Here is a 15,648-nt window from a genome sequence, read left to right on the forward strand (position 1 = left end):
CCTCTAGTGGTGCGCCGGAGCGCGCAGCTCGATCGACACGGAATCGCGACTGTCGCCGCCGCCGATCGCGGTGGTGGTCAGGGTCTTTTCGTTCTTCATGCCGCGCAGATACGGATGCCAGACCTTCACCACGACGGGGCCCGACGGGATGTCGCGGACGCTCGCCACACCGGCGTCGTCGCTCTTGGCCGCATACGGGGTGTCGACCACCTTGATGAAGCCGACCATCTGGTCGTGGATGTTGCAGCCGATCGCGGCCACGCCGACGGCGGGCAGCTTGACGGTGCGGTTCTCTTCGCGGCCGTAGAGCTTCAGCTCGAACTTGTTGCCGGCCGAGAACGAATAGACGTGGTGGCGCACCTTATCGAGATTGGGGAACGACACCTCGGCGCCCGCCGGCACGATCAGCACGAAAGGCGAGAACTGGATGTTCTGCTGGGCGACGCGATAGGGCCAGGGAAACCGGATCGGTCCGCGGCTGGGCTGGCCGCCCGGATGGACCGTAACGACCGCATCGGGAACGGGCCTGCCGTCGGCGCCGCGCACCGTGACGGTCAGGCTGCCCGCGACGGCGGCGCCTCCCATGAACACAACCATGAGAAGTGAAAGGGCGAGTTTCATCAAGCAGTACTAGCGGCGCTCGAATGAAATCGCCGTTAACGTGAATGTCCTGCCGCCACATCTTGCCGAGTGACAGGGTTAAACTGAAAGGTTCTGTAAAGTCTTCTGAACGACCTTCGCCAACTGAACTGTTGAGACGCGCCGAGGGCCGATGAAGCTTCACTATAGGATCCTTCCGGCTTTTGGCTGTGTCATGGCCGGAGCTCTGAGCCTGACCACCGGCGCGGCGGCCGCCGAGATCGAGACCGGGGGAAAGCTGCTGCTGACCGGCGGCGTCACCGCCCTCGAAGGCGGGGCGGGCGGCGGTCTGGCCACCTGGGGCGTCATCGCCGGCAACGAGACCCGCAATGGCGTGGGCGGCAAGGTCCATGCGACCTATGTGGACGTTCCCGACTACCAGCTGCGCGCCGCAGGAGCCGCGATCGGCCTGTATGACCGGGTCGAGCTCTCAGTCGCCCGCCAGGAATTCGACACCGGCGCCACGGGCGCCAAGCTTGGCCTGGGCAAGGGCTTCACCTTCAAGCAGGACATCATCGGCGCCAAGCTGCGGGTGCTGGGCGACGCCGTCTACGAGCAGGACACCTGGATCCCGCAGGTCTCGGTCGGTGCGCAGTTCAAGAAGAATAATCAGGGCTCCATCATCAAGGCTGTCGGCGGCCAGCATGACAGCGGCGTCGACTACTATGTCGCCGCCACCAAGCTGCTGCTGGACAAGAGCCTGGTCCTGAGCGGCGCGGTGCGAATGACCAAGGCCAACCAGACCGGCCTGCTCGGCTTCGGCGGCGACCGGAACGATCGCTACAAGGCCCAGTTCGAGGGCTCGGCCGGCCTGCTGCTCAGCAAGCGCCTGGCCGTGGGCGCCGAATATCGCACCAAGCCCAGCAACCTGGGCTTCGCGAAGGAGGACGACTGGGTCGACCTGTTCGCCGTCTATGCGATCAACAAGACGGTGTCGGTGACGGCCGCCTATGTCGATCTGGGCGACATCGCCACGTTCAAGGATCAGCGGGGCCTGTACCTCTCGCTGCAGGCCGGCTTCTAGGAGAGCGCTCGATGCATCGTTTCACCCAGAGCGCGGCCCTGGTCGCCGTCCTAACCCTTGGCCTGGCCGGCGCCGCCCTGGCGCAGGACGCCGTTCCGCCGGGTGAGCAGCCGGTCGATCCCTATGCGCGGTCCAACGCCAATGCGCACGCCACGCCCCTGACCGACACCCGGGTGTTCGAGGCCTTTCACGGCAATGACGGCCTGGCGCGCATCGCGGCCGACACGGTCGATCGCAGCCTGGCCGACCCGCGCATCAAGGAGATCTTCGCCGCCACCGACGCTCCCCGCCTGAAGCGGACCCTGGCCGAGCAGTTCTGCTACGTGCTGGGCGGCGGCTGCGACTACACCGGCCGCGACATGAAGAGCGTCCACAAGGACATGGGCGTCACCAACCGGGACTTTAACGCCCTCGTCGAGAACCTGCAGTGGGCGATGGAGAAGGAGGGCGTGCCCTTCTTCGCCCAGAACAGGCTGCTGGCCAAGCTGGCCCCGATGCAGCGGGGCGTGGTGGAGCGGTAGTCCAGCCACCGCGCTCCCCGGCGAGGTCTGCGACTATTTCCCCGGAACCGCGTCGGCATAGCGCGGCCAGTTCTTCGCCAGCTCATCCACCACCACGCCGCCGACCTTGAAGGCGGCGTCGAGCGAGGATTGCAGGGCCGGAACGCCGGTCTGCTCGCCCAGCAGGTTGGTCGCCGCGTCGCCGCCGGGGGGCTGGGTCGTGTAGTTGCTGGCCGTGCGCAGCACCAGCACGCGCCGGGGGTCGGCGCGGCCCGCGCGGCCCAGGGCGTCGACTGCGGCCAGGACGCCGGTGTCCTCCATGCCGGTCATCACGAAGCCGTCCTGGTCGCCGGTCCAGTAATTGGCCCAGGCCTCGTAGTGACGGTTGAGGATCTCGCCGTGCCAGAAGGCCTGGCCGCTGACCTCGTCACCCTTCAGCACCATCGGCGGCGTCTGGGCCTTGGGCAGGCCCACATAGGGCGCGCGCAGGGCCTTGAGAGCGTCGTTGTCGGCAATGGCCGCGTCGCGCGTCAGGTCGAAGGCCCAGTCGCGCAGGCCCAGGTTCAGGGGGAAAAGGTTCTCGTTGTCCGCCGCCGGAGGTCCCTCGTAGGGCGCCTTGCGATGAAGGGGGATCTGGCCGATCGACCACGCCTTGGGCGTCTCGCGCGGGTCGATCATGTAGCCGAAGTCGCTGTCGATCACCGCGCCGATCCAGGCGGCCGAGCCGACCGAGCCCTGGTTGGGATTGACGCCGGCGATGGCCGCGATCAGCCAGTAGCTCTTGGAGAGGTCAAAGCGCGAATCAAGGCCCAGGGCCATGGTCGAGATCGCCGCGCGGTTGGTGCCCATGCTGGTCGACAGCAGCAGCACCTTGCGGGCCGGATCATAGCGCAGGTCGCGAAAGCCGGTCTTGAACGGGATCTTCTGCGGCATGACCTGGGCCCAGGCCTGGAACTCGCCGGCCTTGTCGCCGGTGTCCTCGCCGATCTCGAAGGCGGTGACCACCACCACGCGAACCTCAAGCGGGGCGGCGAGGGCGGGCGCTGAAGCCAGGCAGGCGAAAAGACAGGCGAGAACCGCGAGACGACGCATGGTCTTCCTCGAAAGAAAAAGGGCCGCGAGAGAATCTCGCGGCCCTGGTTCTTACTGCGCTTGCGGTCCGCGCTGGAAGTACTTGAAGAATGCGCTGTCGGGGGAAAGCACCAGGGTGGCGTCTCCCTGACCAAGCGACGCCTCATAGGCCTGCATCGAGCGATAGAAGGCCGCGAAGTTCGGGTCCCGGCCGAAGCTGGACGCGAACAGTTCGGCGCGGCGGGCGTCGCCCTCACCCCGGATCTTTTCGCCTTCCTCGGTGGCGGTGGCCACGATCTCGCGCTTCTGCTGCTCGCCGATGGCGCGCAGCTGGGCGGCCTCCTGCTGGCGGGCGGTCTGCATGCGCTCGAAGACGGCCTTCTGGTTGGCTTCGGGCAGGTCGGCGCGCTTGATCCGAACGTCGATGATCTGAACGCCCAGGTTGGAGGCCGAGACCTGACGGGCGACATCGTCGCGAATGGCGGCCATCACGACGGCGCGCTTGCCGGCGATGACCTCTTCGGAATTGGCGCGGCCGATCGTCTGGCGCAACGAGGCGTTGACGATGCGCTCCAGCCGGTCGCGGGCCACGGCCTCGTCGCGCAGAGTCTTGTAGAACTGGCGAGGGTCGCTGATCCGGTAGCGAACGAAGGCGTCGACCACCAGGCGCTCCTGGTCGGCGGCGATGACTTCTTCCTGGTCGGCGTTCAGGGCGATGTTGCGGTTGTCGAACTTGACCACCTGATCCAGGAACGGCGCCTTCAGGTGCAGGCCGGGCGTGCGCACCACGCGGATCGGGTCGCCGAAGCGGACCACGAGGGCCTGATGGCGCTGATCGACCTGATAGACAGTCGACCCCAGCAGGACCAGCAGCGCGCCGGCGGCGACGCCGATGGCGGTGAGACGGTTTTGCGGACGGATCATTGGACGGCTCCGTCGATGGACTTGACCACGGTGGCGGTTCGCGGACGGAACGCATCGGGCGGCAGGATGACCGGGGCGCTGGCGCCCTTGCTGTCGATGATGACCTTGTTCGAATTGGCCAGCACGCGCTGCATGGTCTCGATGTAGAGACGCTCGCGCGTCACGCCCGGGGCCAGCTTGTACTGATCATAGACCTGGTTGAAGCGTGCGGCCTCACCGGCCGCCTCGCGCACGACCTGTTCGCGATAGCCCTTGGCCTGCTGCACGATCTGGGCGCTCTGGCCGCGGGCGACGTTGGCGGCCGACTGGGCGTTCTGGCTGGCGCGCTGCACGTCGCGGAAGGCGTCGATGACCGGCGGCGGCGGGGTGGCCGTCTGGATCTGCACGCTTTCGACGAAGACCCCGGCGTCATAGCGATCCAGAATCTGCTGCATCAGGCGCTCGGCCTCCAGCTGAAGCTGGCCCCGGCCGGTGGTCAGGATCGGGGTGAGGGCAGTCTTGCCGACCACCTCGCGCATGGCGCTCTCGCCCACGGCGCGGATCACGCTGTCGGGATCGCGGACATTGAACAGGTACTTGGGCGCATCAGACACACGCCACTGCACCGAGAAGGCCAGGTCGACGATGTTCTCGTCGCTGGTCAGCATCAGTCGCTCTTCGCCGCCGTCCGCGCCCGGTGCGCCGATGTCGGTGGTGCGGATTTCGCTGACCGAGACCTTCTCCACGCCCTCGATCGGGAAGGGCAGGTGGTAGCGCAGCCCCGGATTGGCGACGCGCGAGAAGGCGCCGAAGGTGCTGACCACCCCCTGCTGGTTGGGCTGCACCACATAGACGCCTGTCACCGCCCACAGGGCGACGACGGCGCCGGCCGCCGTGGCGATGGCGCGCGGGCGGTCTGGGCCCTGGAAATAGCCGCGCAGCCGCGCGGTCAGGTCTTCCAGCACCTGGTTCAGGTCGATTGGTGTCTGGGGATCGCGCGGTCCGCCTAATGGGCGGCGCGGACCAGGGCGCGGCGTATTGTCCTTGTCGCCATTTGGCGGCGGAGAACCCCAGGGACCAGGGCCAGCATTGTCGTTCCACGGCATGAGCGGCGTCGTCTTCCCGTCGGCTTTTGATTTTTCAGCGGGGATTGTAAATCGTTCCCCACACGCGGATATGAGGACCCCCACCCAACAAGGCAAGACATAGACGTGACTGGCGCCGCATCCACCACCCTCGACGAGGCCCGCGCGGCCCTGGATGTCATCGTCGATCCGGTGACCGGCCAGGGGCTTGTGGCCGCCGGTCTGGTGCAGGGCCTGGTGGTGCGCAACGGTCGCGCCGGCTTCATGCTGGAGGTTCCCGCCACCAGCGCCGCCGCCTATGCGCCGGTGCGCGCGGCGGCCGAGAAAGCCCTGTCCGACCTGCCGGGCGTCGATGTCGCCCAGGTAGTGCTGACCGCGCAGGCCGCTGAAGGCGTCACCCGCGCGCGCAAGGGCGCCCGGGTGTCCGAAGATCCGCAGGCCCGCATGGTCCCGCCGCCGGAAGCCGAAAAGCCCGCCCATGTCCGCCACGTGATCGCCGTGGCCTCGGGCAAGGGCGGGGTGGGCAAGTCCACCGTCGCCACCAACCTGGCCTGCGCCTTTCAGGCGATGGGCCTGAAGGTCGGGCTGCTGGACGCCGACATCTACGGCCCCTCGGCCCCGCGCATGATGGGCGTGGACGGCGAGCCCAGCTTCGAGGACGGCAAGCTGCAGCCGCTGGACGCCCACGGCGTCAGGATCATGTCGATCGGTTTCCTGGTCGACGAGGGCAAGGCGATGATCTGGCGCGGCCCGATGGCCTCGTCCGCCGTCCGCCAGATGATCCACGACGTCGCCTGGGGCTCCGAGGCCGCGCCGCTGGACGTGCTGGTCGTCGACCTGCCGCCGGGTACGGGCGACGTGCAGCTGACCCTGGTGCAGAAGCTGCGCATCGACGGCGTGGTTCTGGTGACCACCCCGCAGGAAGTCGCCCTGATCGACGCCCGCCGCGCGGCGATTATGTTCGGCAAGACCGCGACGCCGATCCTAGGCCTGATCGAGAACATGGCCTTCTTCGCCGATCCCTCGACCGGCGCCCCGATCCCGATCTTCGGCTCTGGCGGCGGCGTGGCCGAGGCCGCGAAGCTGGGCGTGCCGGTGCTGGCCGAGGTGCCCATCGAACTGGCCGTCCGCGAAGGCGGCGACGGCGGTTTGCCGGTAGTGCTGGGCAGGCCCGACAGCGCCGCCGCCAAGGCGTTCGCCGGGGCGGCCAAAACTTTGTGGACCGGGCTTCAGGCCTAGCAAAAAGGCCGCCCGGGTCTCCCCGGACGGCCTCTTCAGTTCAGATTTCGCCAGCCCCTAGAAGCTGTAGCGAACGCCCGTCGACATCACGACGGCCGAGCCCGTCACGTCGCCGCGCAGGTTGACGGTCGAGCTGGTCGCCGTCACGTCGGTGCGATTGATCTTCGTGTCGTCGAAACCGATGTAGCTGATCGCCGCGTCGAGCTTCAGGTTCGGCTGGGCCGCCCAGGTGGCGCCGGCTGCGTACATCATGCGGTCGCCGTCCGGCACGCGGGCGGTGCGGCCGACGTCCGGGGTCGGGGTCGGATCATATTGCACGCCGGCCCGCAGGGTCAGGCGCGGGCTGGCCTGATAGTCGACGCCGACGGCGGCGGTGGTGATGTCCTTGTAGTCCTGGACGCTGGTCGAGCCCGAGGTCGCGAACTTTACGCGGATGGCGTCGAACTCGCTCCAGCCGATGCGGCTGACCGAACCGTTCAGGGTGACGCGGTCATTGACCGCCCAGCGCGCGCCGATGATGGCCATCCACGGGGTGGTGATCTCGGCCTCGCCGGCGGTCTTGAAGTTGCTGGCGGCCGGGATCGGGGCCAGGAGGCCCGAGACGGCGATGTCGCCCTTCAGGGTGTGGTCGACCTTGGCGCGGTAGCTGGCGCCCAGGGTCAGGGCCGGGGTGGGGCGGTACTGGGCGCCCACGGTCCAGCCATAGGCCCAGCCGTCGCCCTTCAGCGACTGCAGGCCATCGGCCTGCAGCGGCGAGATGTTGGGCAGGGCGTTGGTCAGCTCGGCGTCGGCATAGACGGCGCTGACGCCGACGCCGAGGTCCAGCTTGTCGGTGACGCGATAGGCGACCGTACCCTGGATGTCGGCCGTGGTCAGGCGCGACTTGAGGGCGTCATAGCGGGTCCAGCTGCGCGGGCCGTACTCGGTGGTGAAGTTATAGGGCGCGGCGACCGACAGGCCGAGGGTCAGCTGGTCGTTGATCCGCCAGGCGCTGGCGAAGTTGGGAACAATGCCGTCCTTGATCGGCTTGGAGGCGCGCAGGCTGCCGCCGACCGGGGTGGTCAGGCCTGTGGGCGGCACCGGGCGGGTGATGGTCGAGCCGTTGTCATTGACATCCGAGTCGACCTGGATGGCGTGCAGGCCGCCATAGACTTCGTTGGTCTCCAGGCCGGCGATCGCGGCGGGGTTCCACCACAGGCTGGCGGCGCCGCGGTCGGCGACCTCGCCCGAATAGGCGCGGCCCGCGCCGCGCACCGACTGTTCCTGCAGGTAGAAGGCCGAAGCGGAGGCCTGGGAGGCGGCGACGAGCACGCCGAAAGCCACGCCGGCGGCGAGGCGGTTACGCGAAAAGGACATGAGACTGACGAGACCTTCTTGGGGAGGAGAAGTCCCCAAGCGTCTTTGCGGCGCTGGAGGAGCGCCGCGTCTAACGCATCTGGTCAGAAACCGTTGCTATTTATTCCCGATGCGGTGAATTTTGTTGAAGCGGTCAAAGAAACGGGGCCGCCTGGGCCCCGTTTCAATCGCTGTTATGTCAGTATTGGCAGAAATGTGACGCTCAAAGTGTCACTTTCATTGCGCGAAGACTATCAGCCGCCCGCCATCTTGCGGAAGAACTTCTGGCCCTGCTCGCCACCGTTGAAATAGGCCTTCTGGCCGTCTTCGGCGGTGATCTGGCCCCAGTGGTCGCGGATGCCCTCGGCCGACAGCTCGCCGTCGCTCAGATAGACGCCCTCGGTCTCGTAGATGCGCGACAGGGCGAAGGCGCCGGCGCCGGCGGTCAGGATCGCGCCGGTGGGGGCCTCGTCCGACACCAGATAGACGACGCCGGGGGTGACGGCCTCGGGCGCCAGCTTGGCCAGCACTTCCGGCGGCATCAGGCCTTCGGTCATGCGCGTGGCGGCGACGGGGCTGATGGCGTTGATGTGGACGTTGTTCTTCTGGCCCTCAAGCTTGAGGGTGTTCATCAGGCCCAGCACCGCCATCTTGGCCGCGCCATAGTTGGACTGGCCGAAATTGCCGTACATGCCCGACGACGAGGTCGTCACGACGATGCGGCCGTAGTTCTGGGCCTTCATGATGTCCCAGACGGCCTTGATCGGCTTGAAGGTGCCCCAGACGTGGACCTGCATGACCGCCTCGAAGTCGGCCAGCTCCATCTTGCTCAGGGTCTTGTCGCGCAGGATGCCGGCATTGGCGATCAGGATGTCGATGCGGCCCCAGGCAGCCATGGTGGTCTTGACCAGGTCGGCGACGCCCGCGTCGTCCGTCACCGAGGCGCCGTGGGCGATGGCTTCGCCGCCGGCCGCCTTGATCTCTTCAACGACCTTCAGGGCCGCGTCGGACGAGCCGCCCGAGCCGTCGACGCTGCCGCCCAGGTCGTTGACCACCACCTTGGCGCCGCGACGGGCCAGTTCCAGGGCGTGCTGTCGGCCAAGGCCACCGCCCGCGCCCGTAACGATCGCCACCTTGCCGTCAAAACGGATGTCCGACATGCCCTAGTCTCCCTCAAACGCGTGTTTGGTTTGGCGCGTTTGTGCGGCGCGGGAGGGGAGGCGTCAAGGGCGCCGGCGCCGCCCGGCCCTGACGTTTGGCGCCGCTCAGGCGTTCCGTGTCCGAGCCTTGGCCCTGATCACAGTGTCATGGGCCGCAGAGGCGTATGGCGATGGCCGGACGCCAGGAGAAACTCGCGATGCCTGACCATCCGCTACACCCCGCCCACGCTCCAAAAGGCGCGGCGCAGGCGTCCGCCGCCATCGGATCTTTCTACACCTGTCCGATGCATCCCAGGGTTCGGAAGGTGGGTCCCGGCGTCTGTCCGATCTGCGGCATGGCGCTTGAGCCCGAAACGCCGGAACTCGATGATGGCCCCAATCCCGAACTGACGGATATGACCCGCCGGCTCTGGATCGCTGTGGTCTTCACCCTGCCGGTCTTCGTACTGGACATGGGCGCGCACCTGTTCGGCTTCATGCCGCCGTGGGGTGACCGCGCCAACGCCTTCATCCAGCTGGCGCTGGCCTCGCCGGTGGTGCTGTGGGCCGGCTGGCCGTTCTTCCAGCGCGGCTGTGCGTCGATCCTGGCGCGCAGCCTCAACATGTTCACCCTGGTCGCCCTGGGGACGGGCGCGGCCTATCTCTACTCCCTGGTCGCGACCCTGGCGCCGGATCTGCTGCCCGCCAGCTTCAAGGGCCATCACGGACAGGCGCCGGTTTATTTCGAGGCCGCGGCGGTGATCACCGTCCTGGTGCTGCTGGGCCAGGTGCTGGAGTTGAGGGCGCGCGAGCGCACCGGCGGCGCCATCCGCGCCCTGCTGGATCTGGCTCCGCGAACGGCCCGGCGCATCGGCGCCGACGGCCAGGACGCCGAGGTCGAAATCGACGCGATCCTGGTGGGCGACCGGCTGCGGGTCAGGCCGGGCGAGAAGATTCCCGTCGACGGCGTGGTGCTGGAAGGGCGCGGCCATGTCGACGAGGCCATGGTGACCGGCGAGTCGATGCCGGTGCTCAAGGAGCAAGGCTCGCTTCTGGTCGGCGGGGCGATCAACAAGAGCGGCGGCTTTGTCATGCAGGCCCAGCGGGTGGGACGCGACACCCTGCTGTCGCGGATCGTGGCCATGGTCGCCCAGGCCCAGCGGTCGCGCGCGCCGATCCAGCGGTTGGCCGACCGGGTCTCGGCCTGGTTCGTACCCATCGTGCTGGGCGCCGCCGTCCTGGCCTTCTCGGCCTGGGCGCTGGTCGGGCCCGAGCCGCGTCTCGCCAACGCCCTGGTCGCGGCCGTGGGTGTGCTGATCATCGCCTGTCCCTGCGCCCTTGGACTGGCCACGCCGATGTCGATCATGGTCGGCGTCGGACGCGGCGCCCAGGCGGGAATCCTGCTGAAGGACGCCCAGGCGCTGGAGCGGCTGGAGCGCATCGACGTGCTGGTCGTCGACAAGACCGGCACGCTTACCGAAGGCCGGCCCGTCCTGACCGCCATCCAGACCGTCGGACTGGAGGAGGGCGAGCTGTTGCGTCTGGCCGCCAGCCTGGAGCGCGGCAGCGAGCATCCGCTGGGAAAGGCCATCGTTGAGGCCGCCGAGGCGCGAAAGCTGTCCCTGGCCAAGGTCGCTGAATTCGACTCGCCCGTGGGACGCGGCGTGACCGGTCTGGTCGAGGGCCGCCGCGTGGCGATCGGGGCCGAACCCTACATGGCCGATCTGGCGATCGCGGTCGGTGATCTGGCCAAGGGCGCCGAGGCGCTGAGAGGCGAGGGGGCGACGGTGGTCTTCGTGGCGCTGGACGGCGCGGCCGCCGGACTGCTGGCGATCAAGGATCCCATCCGCCCGTCCAGTCGCGCCGCGATCAAGGCGCTGAAGGACCAGGGCGTTCGCGTGCTGATGATGACCGGCGACAATGAAGTCACCGCCATGGCCGTGGCCCGCGCCCTGGGCATCGACGAGGTGGAGGCCGGCGTGCTTCCCGATTGCAAGGCCCAGGTCGTCGAACGGCTGAAGGCCGAGGGCGCGTCGGTGGCGATGGCGGGCGATGGCGTCAACGATGCTCCGGCCCTGGCCGCGGCCGATGTCGGCATCGCCATGGGCGGCGGCGCGGACGTGGCGATGGAGGCGGCCGGGGTCACCCTGCTGAACGGCGACCTGATGGGTGTGGTCCGGGCCCGCTCGCTGTCACGGGCGGTGATGCGCAACATCCGCCAGAACCTGGCCTTCGCCTTCGCCTACAACGCCGCCGGCGTGCCGATCGCGGCCGGGGTGCTGTATCCCGCCTTTGGCCTGACCCTGACGCCGCAGCTGGCCGCCCTGGCCATGGCGCTCAGCTCGGTCAGCGTGATCGGCAACGCTCTGCGCCTGAGGGCCTGGAAGGCCTGAGCCCCAACGAAAAACGCCGGGCGGAGAGCCGCCCGGCGTGTCGTCGTCTTTGGACGCTGTTGGCCTACTTCGGCTTGGTCATGCCGCCGCTGACAGGGGCGGTGGGCTTGTCGCGCTTCACGCCGGCCTTCTTGCCGGGCTTCATGAACTTGACCAGCACGCGCTGGCCGACCAGCAGCGGGGCGCCGTCGGCGCTGACCACCACCTCGACCACGCGCTCATCGCTGCGCTGGCTGGGATCGTCGGACGCCAGCTTGCGGGCGCCGAACACGGCGGCGCGGCGCAGGACGCGGCCGATATAGACCTTGTCGGGATCGCCTTCGGGCTGAATCTCGACTTCCTGGCCGTTAGTCACATTGGGGATGTCGGCCTCAACGATCTCGGCGCGGACGATGCGCTGGGTGTCGGGCTCAAGGTCGAACATGTTGGACACGTTCAGGGTCGAGGCGCCGGCGCCGGGATTGGCGTAGCGGCGGGCGATGCGGCCGTTCATCGGGGCGCGGATCACCGTCAGTTCGAGGTTATACTGGGCCTCGTTCTTGCGGGCGACGGCGGTGGCGACCTGGGCCTGCTGGGCGGCCAGAGTGGCGCGGGCGTTGGCGATGGCGTCCGACGCCGCGTCGACACGCGAGCCGGCCACGAAGTTGCTGGCGGTCAGCTTGCTGAGGCGCGCATGCTCGCGCTGGGCCGTGGCCAGCTGGACGCGGGTGGCGTTCTGGGCGGCGCGGGCCTGGGCGACTTCGGCCGAAGCGCGTTCGACGGCCAGGCGGCCCTCATCGCTCTGCTGGCGGGCCAGGATCTGGTCCTTCACGACCACATCGCCTTCCTGGACATAGACGGCCTCGACCACACCGCCGCGACGGGCGGCGACCTGGATGATGCCGCCCTCGACATCGGCCTTGCCGTTGGCGATGGCCGCGTAGGGGCTGGGCTCTTCCTGAGCCGCGGCCACCTCGAGCTTCTTCTTTTTCTCAGCCGCCTGGCTCTTCATGTAGAAGAACCCGCCGCCGCCGACGGCGAGCACGACGATGACGATCCAGAACATCGGGCGGCGCAAAAAGCCGAACATAGCGGTTTCCCCAAAAAGTCAGTGGCTGAGCGGACCGGGATTGGCGTCGGGCGTTCTACGCACGTCGTCCAGGATCCGGCCGTCTTCGATGTGGATGACGCGGTCGGCATAAGCCTCCAGCCGCGGGTCGTGGGTGACGCAGATAACGGCCGCGCCGCGTTCGGTCGCGGCGGCGCGCAGAAGCTTGATGACGATCTCGCCGCTCTTGCCGTCGAGCGCCGAGGTGGGCTCGTCGGCAAAGATCAGATTCGGGTTCTTGGCCAGGGCGCGGGCGATGGCCACCCGCTGCTTCTCGCCGCCCGACAGCTCTGACGGCCGCTGGTTGACGCGCGGGCCCAGGCCCACCGACTCCAGAGCGGCCTGTGCGCGGCGCGAGGCCTCGCCGGGACCCACGTTCTGGTACTTCAGCACCGTCATCACCTGCTGCTTGGCGGTGAGGGCCGGGAACAGGTTGAAGCCCTGGAAGATGAAGCCGCAGTGGTCGAGGCGGAACTTGTCGATCTTGCTGCTGGACAGCGACCACAGGTCATTGGCGTCCAGCGCGGTGACCTTGCCCTCGTCGGGCTTGAGCAGGCCCGACAGCGCCGCCACCAGGGTCGACTTGCCCGAGCCCGAGGGGCCCATGACCATGGTCACGTCGCCGTGCTTGGCGTCGAAATCCACGCCTTTGAGCACCTCGATGAAGGTGCGGCCGGTCTTGAAGCGCTTGACGATGCCTTGGGCAGACAGCGCGCTCTGGCCGCGTTTGTGGCTGTGATCGTTGCTCATCGCAGCAGGTCCGCGGGTTGGCTGTTCTTCAGGATGCCCAGCGACAGGAAGCCGGAGAGCATGGCGATGACCACGAGGAAGACCGCGACAATGATGATCAGGCTGGGCGGGAAGAACATCGGCACGCCGCCGGCGCTGGCCAGCAGGGTGACCAGCCAGGTCAGCAGGCCGGCCGCGCCGACGCCGACGATGCCGACCCAGAAGCTCAGCTCCATGACGATGTTGCGCAGGTCGCCCATCGACACGCCCAGGGCGCGCAGGGAGGCGAACTCCTTGATATTGGCCATGATCGCGCCGCGCAGGGTCTGCCAGGTGATGGCGACGCCGATCAGCAGGCCCAGGAAGGCCGAGAAGCCCAGCATGATGCCGATGATCTGGTCGTCCAGCATGGCGCTGGAATTGGCGTCGGCCAGTTCCTGACGGGTCCAGGCGCGGAACTTGCCGTCGGCCTTCTTGTTCAGCTGGGCCGCCACGATCTCGGCGCGGGCCGGATCGCGGATCTGCACCATCAGGGGGCCCACCCGCTGGCCGGTGTCGGCCTCGCCCAGCATTCGCAGGGTGTCGCGCGACACCACCAGGGTGGGCTGGATGATGTTGGGATAGCCGGTGGTGACGACGGCGATGGTGATGGTCTTGCCGTTATAGATCGCCTTGTCGCCCTTCTTGACGCCCAGGCGCTTGAGGGCGGTCTGGTCGACGGCCACGGCGTAGGGCTGGCGCAGCGCCTCGACCATCGACTGGGTATAGTCGGTCGGCACGGTGACATAGCCCGGGATGGCGTCGATGACGGTGACGTTGACGAACTCGGTCTTGCGACCGCCGCCTTCGCCGCCGGCCTTCTTGCCGCCCTTGGCGGCGGCCTTGGTGCGGGCCTCGATCTTGGCCTGCTCTTCGGGGCTGAGGATGTTCTGGAAGCGCCCGCCGGACCCGTCGAGGGGGGCGACCTGGGTCACTTCGGGATGGCTGTAGACCAGCGGGATCATCCGGCGCGGCAGGCCCGAGGGGCCGCCGAACAGCGCCTTGGCGCCGGGACCCAGCACCATGATGTCGGCGCGGGCGCGGTCGATCTGGGCGGTGAAGCCCTTGCCGATGCCGACAAACATGCCGACCTGGGCCAGCACCAGAAGACCGGAGAACGCCAGGGCGACGACGGCCGCCATGTATCGACGCCACTCGTACAGCAACGTGGCCAAGGCCAGCGACATGCGAACAATGCTCCCCCAATCAAGGGTTGCAGCAATGAACGGCGTTCAGCCAGCGGCCAAGTTAAATCGGGGTAAGGCGGAGAGAGTCGGACCCGCGGACGCCAGATGCTTCCTCTGTCGCCACCGCCGCCGGCAGGGTGAAGGCGGAGCAGGCAGGGCGCCGCAGCGATAACTCTCCCTAAGTTTCCGCCTCGCAACATGCTGAAATGTGGAATGTTTTTCGCTGGTCATTCCGCGCGCCGGCTCATTCGGCGCGGGCGCTCTGGTCTCCGGGCCCGGACGCCGCAATCTGAAAGGAGAGCTAGATGACCGTCTCCAGTGTCGGTTCCTCTTCGCTGACGCAGCAATTGCGGCAGCTTCAACAGTCGATGTTCACCACGGCGGACGCCGATTCTGACGGCTCGCTGTCTCTGAGCGAGTTCCAGTCGATCGGGCAGAAAGTGCAGGGCGGCGGCGATCGCCCCGCTCCGCCGCCCATGAGCGGGCAGGGCGGCCCCGGCGGAAATTTCAGCGGCGACACACTGCGTTCGCTGATGTCGGTCCAGATGCTGGGCTCGGACGCCGGTTCGATCCTCAGCAGCGGCGATGCGGACGCCGACGGCCTGATGTCGGCCGACGAGATTTCCAGCGCCCTGGCCGCCAACGCGCCCGAGCAGGCCAAGGGGCTGGGCCTGGAAGCCAAGATGGCCGAGGACATGATCTCCGCCCTCGATTCCGACGCCGACGGCGCCCTGTCGTCCGACGAGATCGCCTCGGGCCTGTCCTCCGCGCAGTCGGCCATGCAGGGCATGCGCGGCCCGCCGCCGGGTGGTCCGCCGCCGTCGGACGCCGGCAGCCAGAGCGCGTCGTCGTCCTCGGCGAGCAGCGCTAGTACGTCCTACGACACCCGCGACACCAATGAGGACGGAACCGTTTCGGGCAGCGAACTTCTGGCCTCTCTGGACACCGATGAAGACGGATCGCTTTCGACATCCGAGTTCGACGTGTTGATGGATGCTCTGAGCGCCGTGCAGGATTCGAACGACAGCGCTCTTTCCGACGCCAAGAGCGGCGCCGGCGCATCGGGCGGCGGCGGCTCCAGGCCCAGCGTCGCTTCAGACCTGATGCAGAAGCTGCTGGCGCAGCTGAATACCGCGATGACATCCGGTTCCGCGTCTGCCGGCTCGGTCAGCGCCACGGCCTGAGACCATCCCCTTCCTCCGGTCTTTCCGGCGATACGGGATATCGTCGGGAGGGTCGGGGGAGGGGGAGACCCTGCTGTCCTGACGGCACAAGCGC

General features: G+C 68.0%; 14 protein-coding genes. 5 read left to right on the forward strand and 9 right to left on the reverse strand.

Annotation, left to right across the window (positions count from 1 at the left end; all coding sequences use genetic code 11):
- Positions 1-3: 3 nt before the first annotated feature.
- The gene (locus ACW17V_RS06105; RefSeq protein ID WP_492107969.1) at positions 4-585 is read right to left on the reverse strand and encodes a cupredoxin domain-containing protein; all 582 of its coding nucleotides are present in this window, start codon (positions 583-585) and stop codon (positions 4-6) included.
- A gap of 229 nt (positions 586-814) precedes the next feature.
- Here ACW17V_RS06105 and ACW17V_RS06110 point away from each other — a divergent pair, with 229 nt between their 5' ends.
- Both ACW17V_RS06110 and ACW17V_RS06115 read left to right on the forward strand, forming a co-directional pair.
- Positions 815-1,663 (forward strand): DUF3034 family protein, encoded by an 849-nt coding sequence (locus ACW17V_RS06110; RefSeq protein ID WP_492107970.1) that lies wholly within the window; start codon positions 815-817, stop codon positions 1,661-1,663.
- 11 nt (positions 1,664-1,674) lie between these two features.
- Positions 1,675-2,184 (forward strand): group I truncated hemoglobin, encoded by a 510-nt coding sequence (locus ACW17V_RS06115; RefSeq protein ID WP_492107971.1) that lies wholly within the window; start codon positions 1,675-1,677, stop codon positions 2,182-2,184.
- Positions 2,185-2,217: 33 nt separating this feature from the next.
- On the opposite strand, the gene ACW17V_RS06120 is transcribed toward ACW17V_RS06115, so the two are convergent.
- Genes ACW17V_RS06120 through hflK form a run of 3 tightly spaced genes read right to left on the reverse strand, consistent with a single transcriptional unit; the run spans position 2,218 to position 5,243 of the window.
- Positions 2,218-3,255: a purine nucleoside permease gene (locus ACW17V_RS06120; protein WP_492107972.1), complete on the reverse strand. Its 1,038-nt coding sequence runs from the start codon at positions 3,253-3,255 to the stop codon at positions 2,218-2,220.
- Positions 3,256-3,306: 51 nt separating this feature from the next.
- A complete protein-coding gene (gene hflC, locus ACW17V_RS06125; RefSeq protein ID WP_492107973.1) occupies positions 3,307-4,158 on the reverse strand; it encodes a protease modulator HflC in 852 nt (283 codons plus the stop codon).
- Positions 4,155-5,243, reverse strand: a complete 1,089-nt coding sequence (gene hflK, locus ACW17V_RS06130) for an FtsH protease activity modulator HflK (protein WP_492107974.1) — start codon at positions 5,241-5,243, stop codon at positions 4,155-4,157. The genes hflC and hflK overlap by 4 nt, the downstream gene beginning before the upstream one ends.
- Before the next feature lie 105 nt (positions 5,244-5,348).
- Between hflK and ACW17V_RS06135 the strand changes: the two genes are divergently transcribed.
- Positions 5,349-6,461 (forward strand): Mrp/NBP35 family ATP-binding protein, encoded by a 1,113-nt coding sequence (locus tag ACW17V_RS06135; RefSeq protein ID WP_492107975.1) that lies wholly within the window; start codon positions 5,349-5,351, stop codon positions 6,459-6,461.
- Positions 6,462-6,518: 57 nt separating this feature from the next.
- On the opposite strand, the gene ACW17V_RS06140 is transcribed toward ACW17V_RS06135, so the two are convergent.
- Positions 6,519-7,817, reverse strand: coding sequence for an outer membrane protein transport protein (locus ACW17V_RS06140; protein ID WP_492107976.1), 1,299 nt, complete (start codon positions 7,815-7,817; stop codon positions 6,519-6,521).
- A 233-nt stretch (positions 7,818-8,050) separates the two neighbouring features.
- Positions 8,051-8,956, reverse strand: a complete 906-nt coding sequence (locus tag ACW17V_RS06145) for an SDR family NAD(P)-dependent oxidoreductase (protein ID WP_492107977.1) — start codon at positions 8,954-8,956, stop codon at positions 8,051-8,053.
- 197 nt (positions 8,957-9,153) lie between these two features.
- Between ACW17V_RS06145 and ACW17V_RS06150 the strand changes: the two genes are divergently transcribed.
- Positions 9,154-11,328 (forward strand): copper-transporting P-type ATPase, encoded by a 2,175-nt coding sequence (locus ACW17V_RS06150; RefSeq protein WP_492107978.1) that lies wholly within the window; start codon positions 9,154-9,156, stop codon positions 11,326-11,328.
- A 64-nt stretch (positions 11,329-11,392) separates the two neighbouring features.
- On the opposite strand, the gene ACW17V_RS06155 is transcribed toward ACW17V_RS06150, so the two are convergent.
- The 3 genes from ACW17V_RS06155 to ACW17V_RS06165 are packed head-to-tail and all read right to left on the reverse strand — an operon-like array spanning position 11,393 to position 14,370.
- Entirely contained in the window at positions 11,393-12,397 is a 1,005-nt protein-coding gene (locus ACW17V_RS06155; RefSeq protein ID WP_492107979.1) for an HlyD family secretion protein, read from the reverse strand.
- A gap of 18 nt (positions 12,398-12,415) precedes the next feature.
- Positions 12,416-13,165, reverse strand: a complete 750-nt coding sequence (locus ACW17V_RS06160) for an ABC transporter ATP-binding protein (protein WP_492107980.1) — start codon at positions 13,163-13,165, stop codon at positions 12,416-12,418.
- Entirely contained in the window at positions 13,162-14,370 is a 1,209-nt protein-coding gene (locus ACW17V_RS06165) for an ABC transporter permease (protein WP_492107981.1), read from the reverse strand. The genes ACW17V_RS06160 and ACW17V_RS06165 overlap by 4 nt, the downstream gene beginning before the upstream one ends.
- Before the next feature lie 305 nt (positions 14,371-14,675).
- Between ACW17V_RS06165 and ACW17V_RS06170 the strand changes: the two genes are divergently transcribed.
- Positions 14,676-15,554, forward strand: coding sequence for an EF-hand domain-containing protein (locus ACW17V_RS06170; RefSeq protein WP_492107982.1), 879 nt, complete (start codon positions 14,676-14,678; stop codon positions 15,552-15,554).
- Positions 15,555-15,648: the final 94 nt, after the last annotated feature.

The sequence above is a fragment of the Caulobacter sp. FV2ye17ST genome (genome assembly GCF_058680955.1).

Coding starts and splice junctions, on each gene's coding strand:
- ACW17V_RS06105 (WP_492107969.1), bottom strand. CDS start 585: ATGGGAGGCGCCGCCGTCGCGGGCAGCCTGACCGTCACGGTGCGCGGC.
- ACW17V_RS06110 (WP_492107970.1), top strand. CDS start 815: ATGGCCGGAGCTCTGAGCCTGACCACCGGCGCGGCGGCCGCCGAGATC.
- ACW17V_RS06115 (WP_492107971.1), top strand. CDS start 1,675: ATGCATCGTTTCACCCAGAGCGCGGCCCTGGTCGCCGTCCTAACCCTT.
- ACW17V_RS06120 (WP_492107972.1), bottom strand. CDS start 3,255: ATGCGTCGTCTCGCGGTTCTCGCCTGTCTTTTCGCCTGCCTGGCTTCA.
- hflC (WP_492107973.1), bottom strand. CDS start 4,158: ATGATCCGTCCGCAAAACCGTCTCACCGCCATCGGCGTCGCCGCCGGC.
- hflK (WP_492107974.1), bottom strand. CDS start 5,243: ATGCCGTGGAACGACAATGCTGGCCCTGGTCCCTGGGGTTCTCCGCCG.
- ACW17V_RS06140 (WP_492107976.1), bottom strand. CDS start 7,817: ATGTCCTTTTCGCGTAACCGCCTCGCCGCCGGCGTGGCTTTCGGCGTG.
- ACW17V_RS06145 (WP_492107977.1), bottom strand. CDS start 8,956: ATGTCGGACATCCGTTTTGACGGCAAGGTGGCGATCGTTACGGGCGCG.
- ACW17V_RS06150 (WP_492107978.1), top strand. CDS start 9,154: ATGCCTGACCATCCGCTACACCCCGCCCACGCTCCAAAAGGCGCGGCG.
- ACW17V_RS06155 (WP_492107979.1), bottom strand. CDS start 12,397: ATGTTCGGCTTTTTGCGCCGCCCGATGTTCTGGATCGTCATCGTCGTG.
- ACW17V_RS06160 (WP_492107980.1), bottom strand. CDS start 13,165: ATGAGCAACGATCACAGCCACAAACGCGGCCAGAGCGCGCTGTCTGCC.
- ACW17V_RS06165 (WP_492107981.1), bottom strand. CDS start 14,370: ATGTCGCTGGCCTTGGCCACGTTGCTGTACGAGTGGCGTCGATACATG.
- ACW17V_RS06170 (WP_492107982.1), top strand. CDS start 14,676: ATGACCGTCTCCAGTGTCGGTTCCTCTTCGCTGACGCAGCAATTGCGG.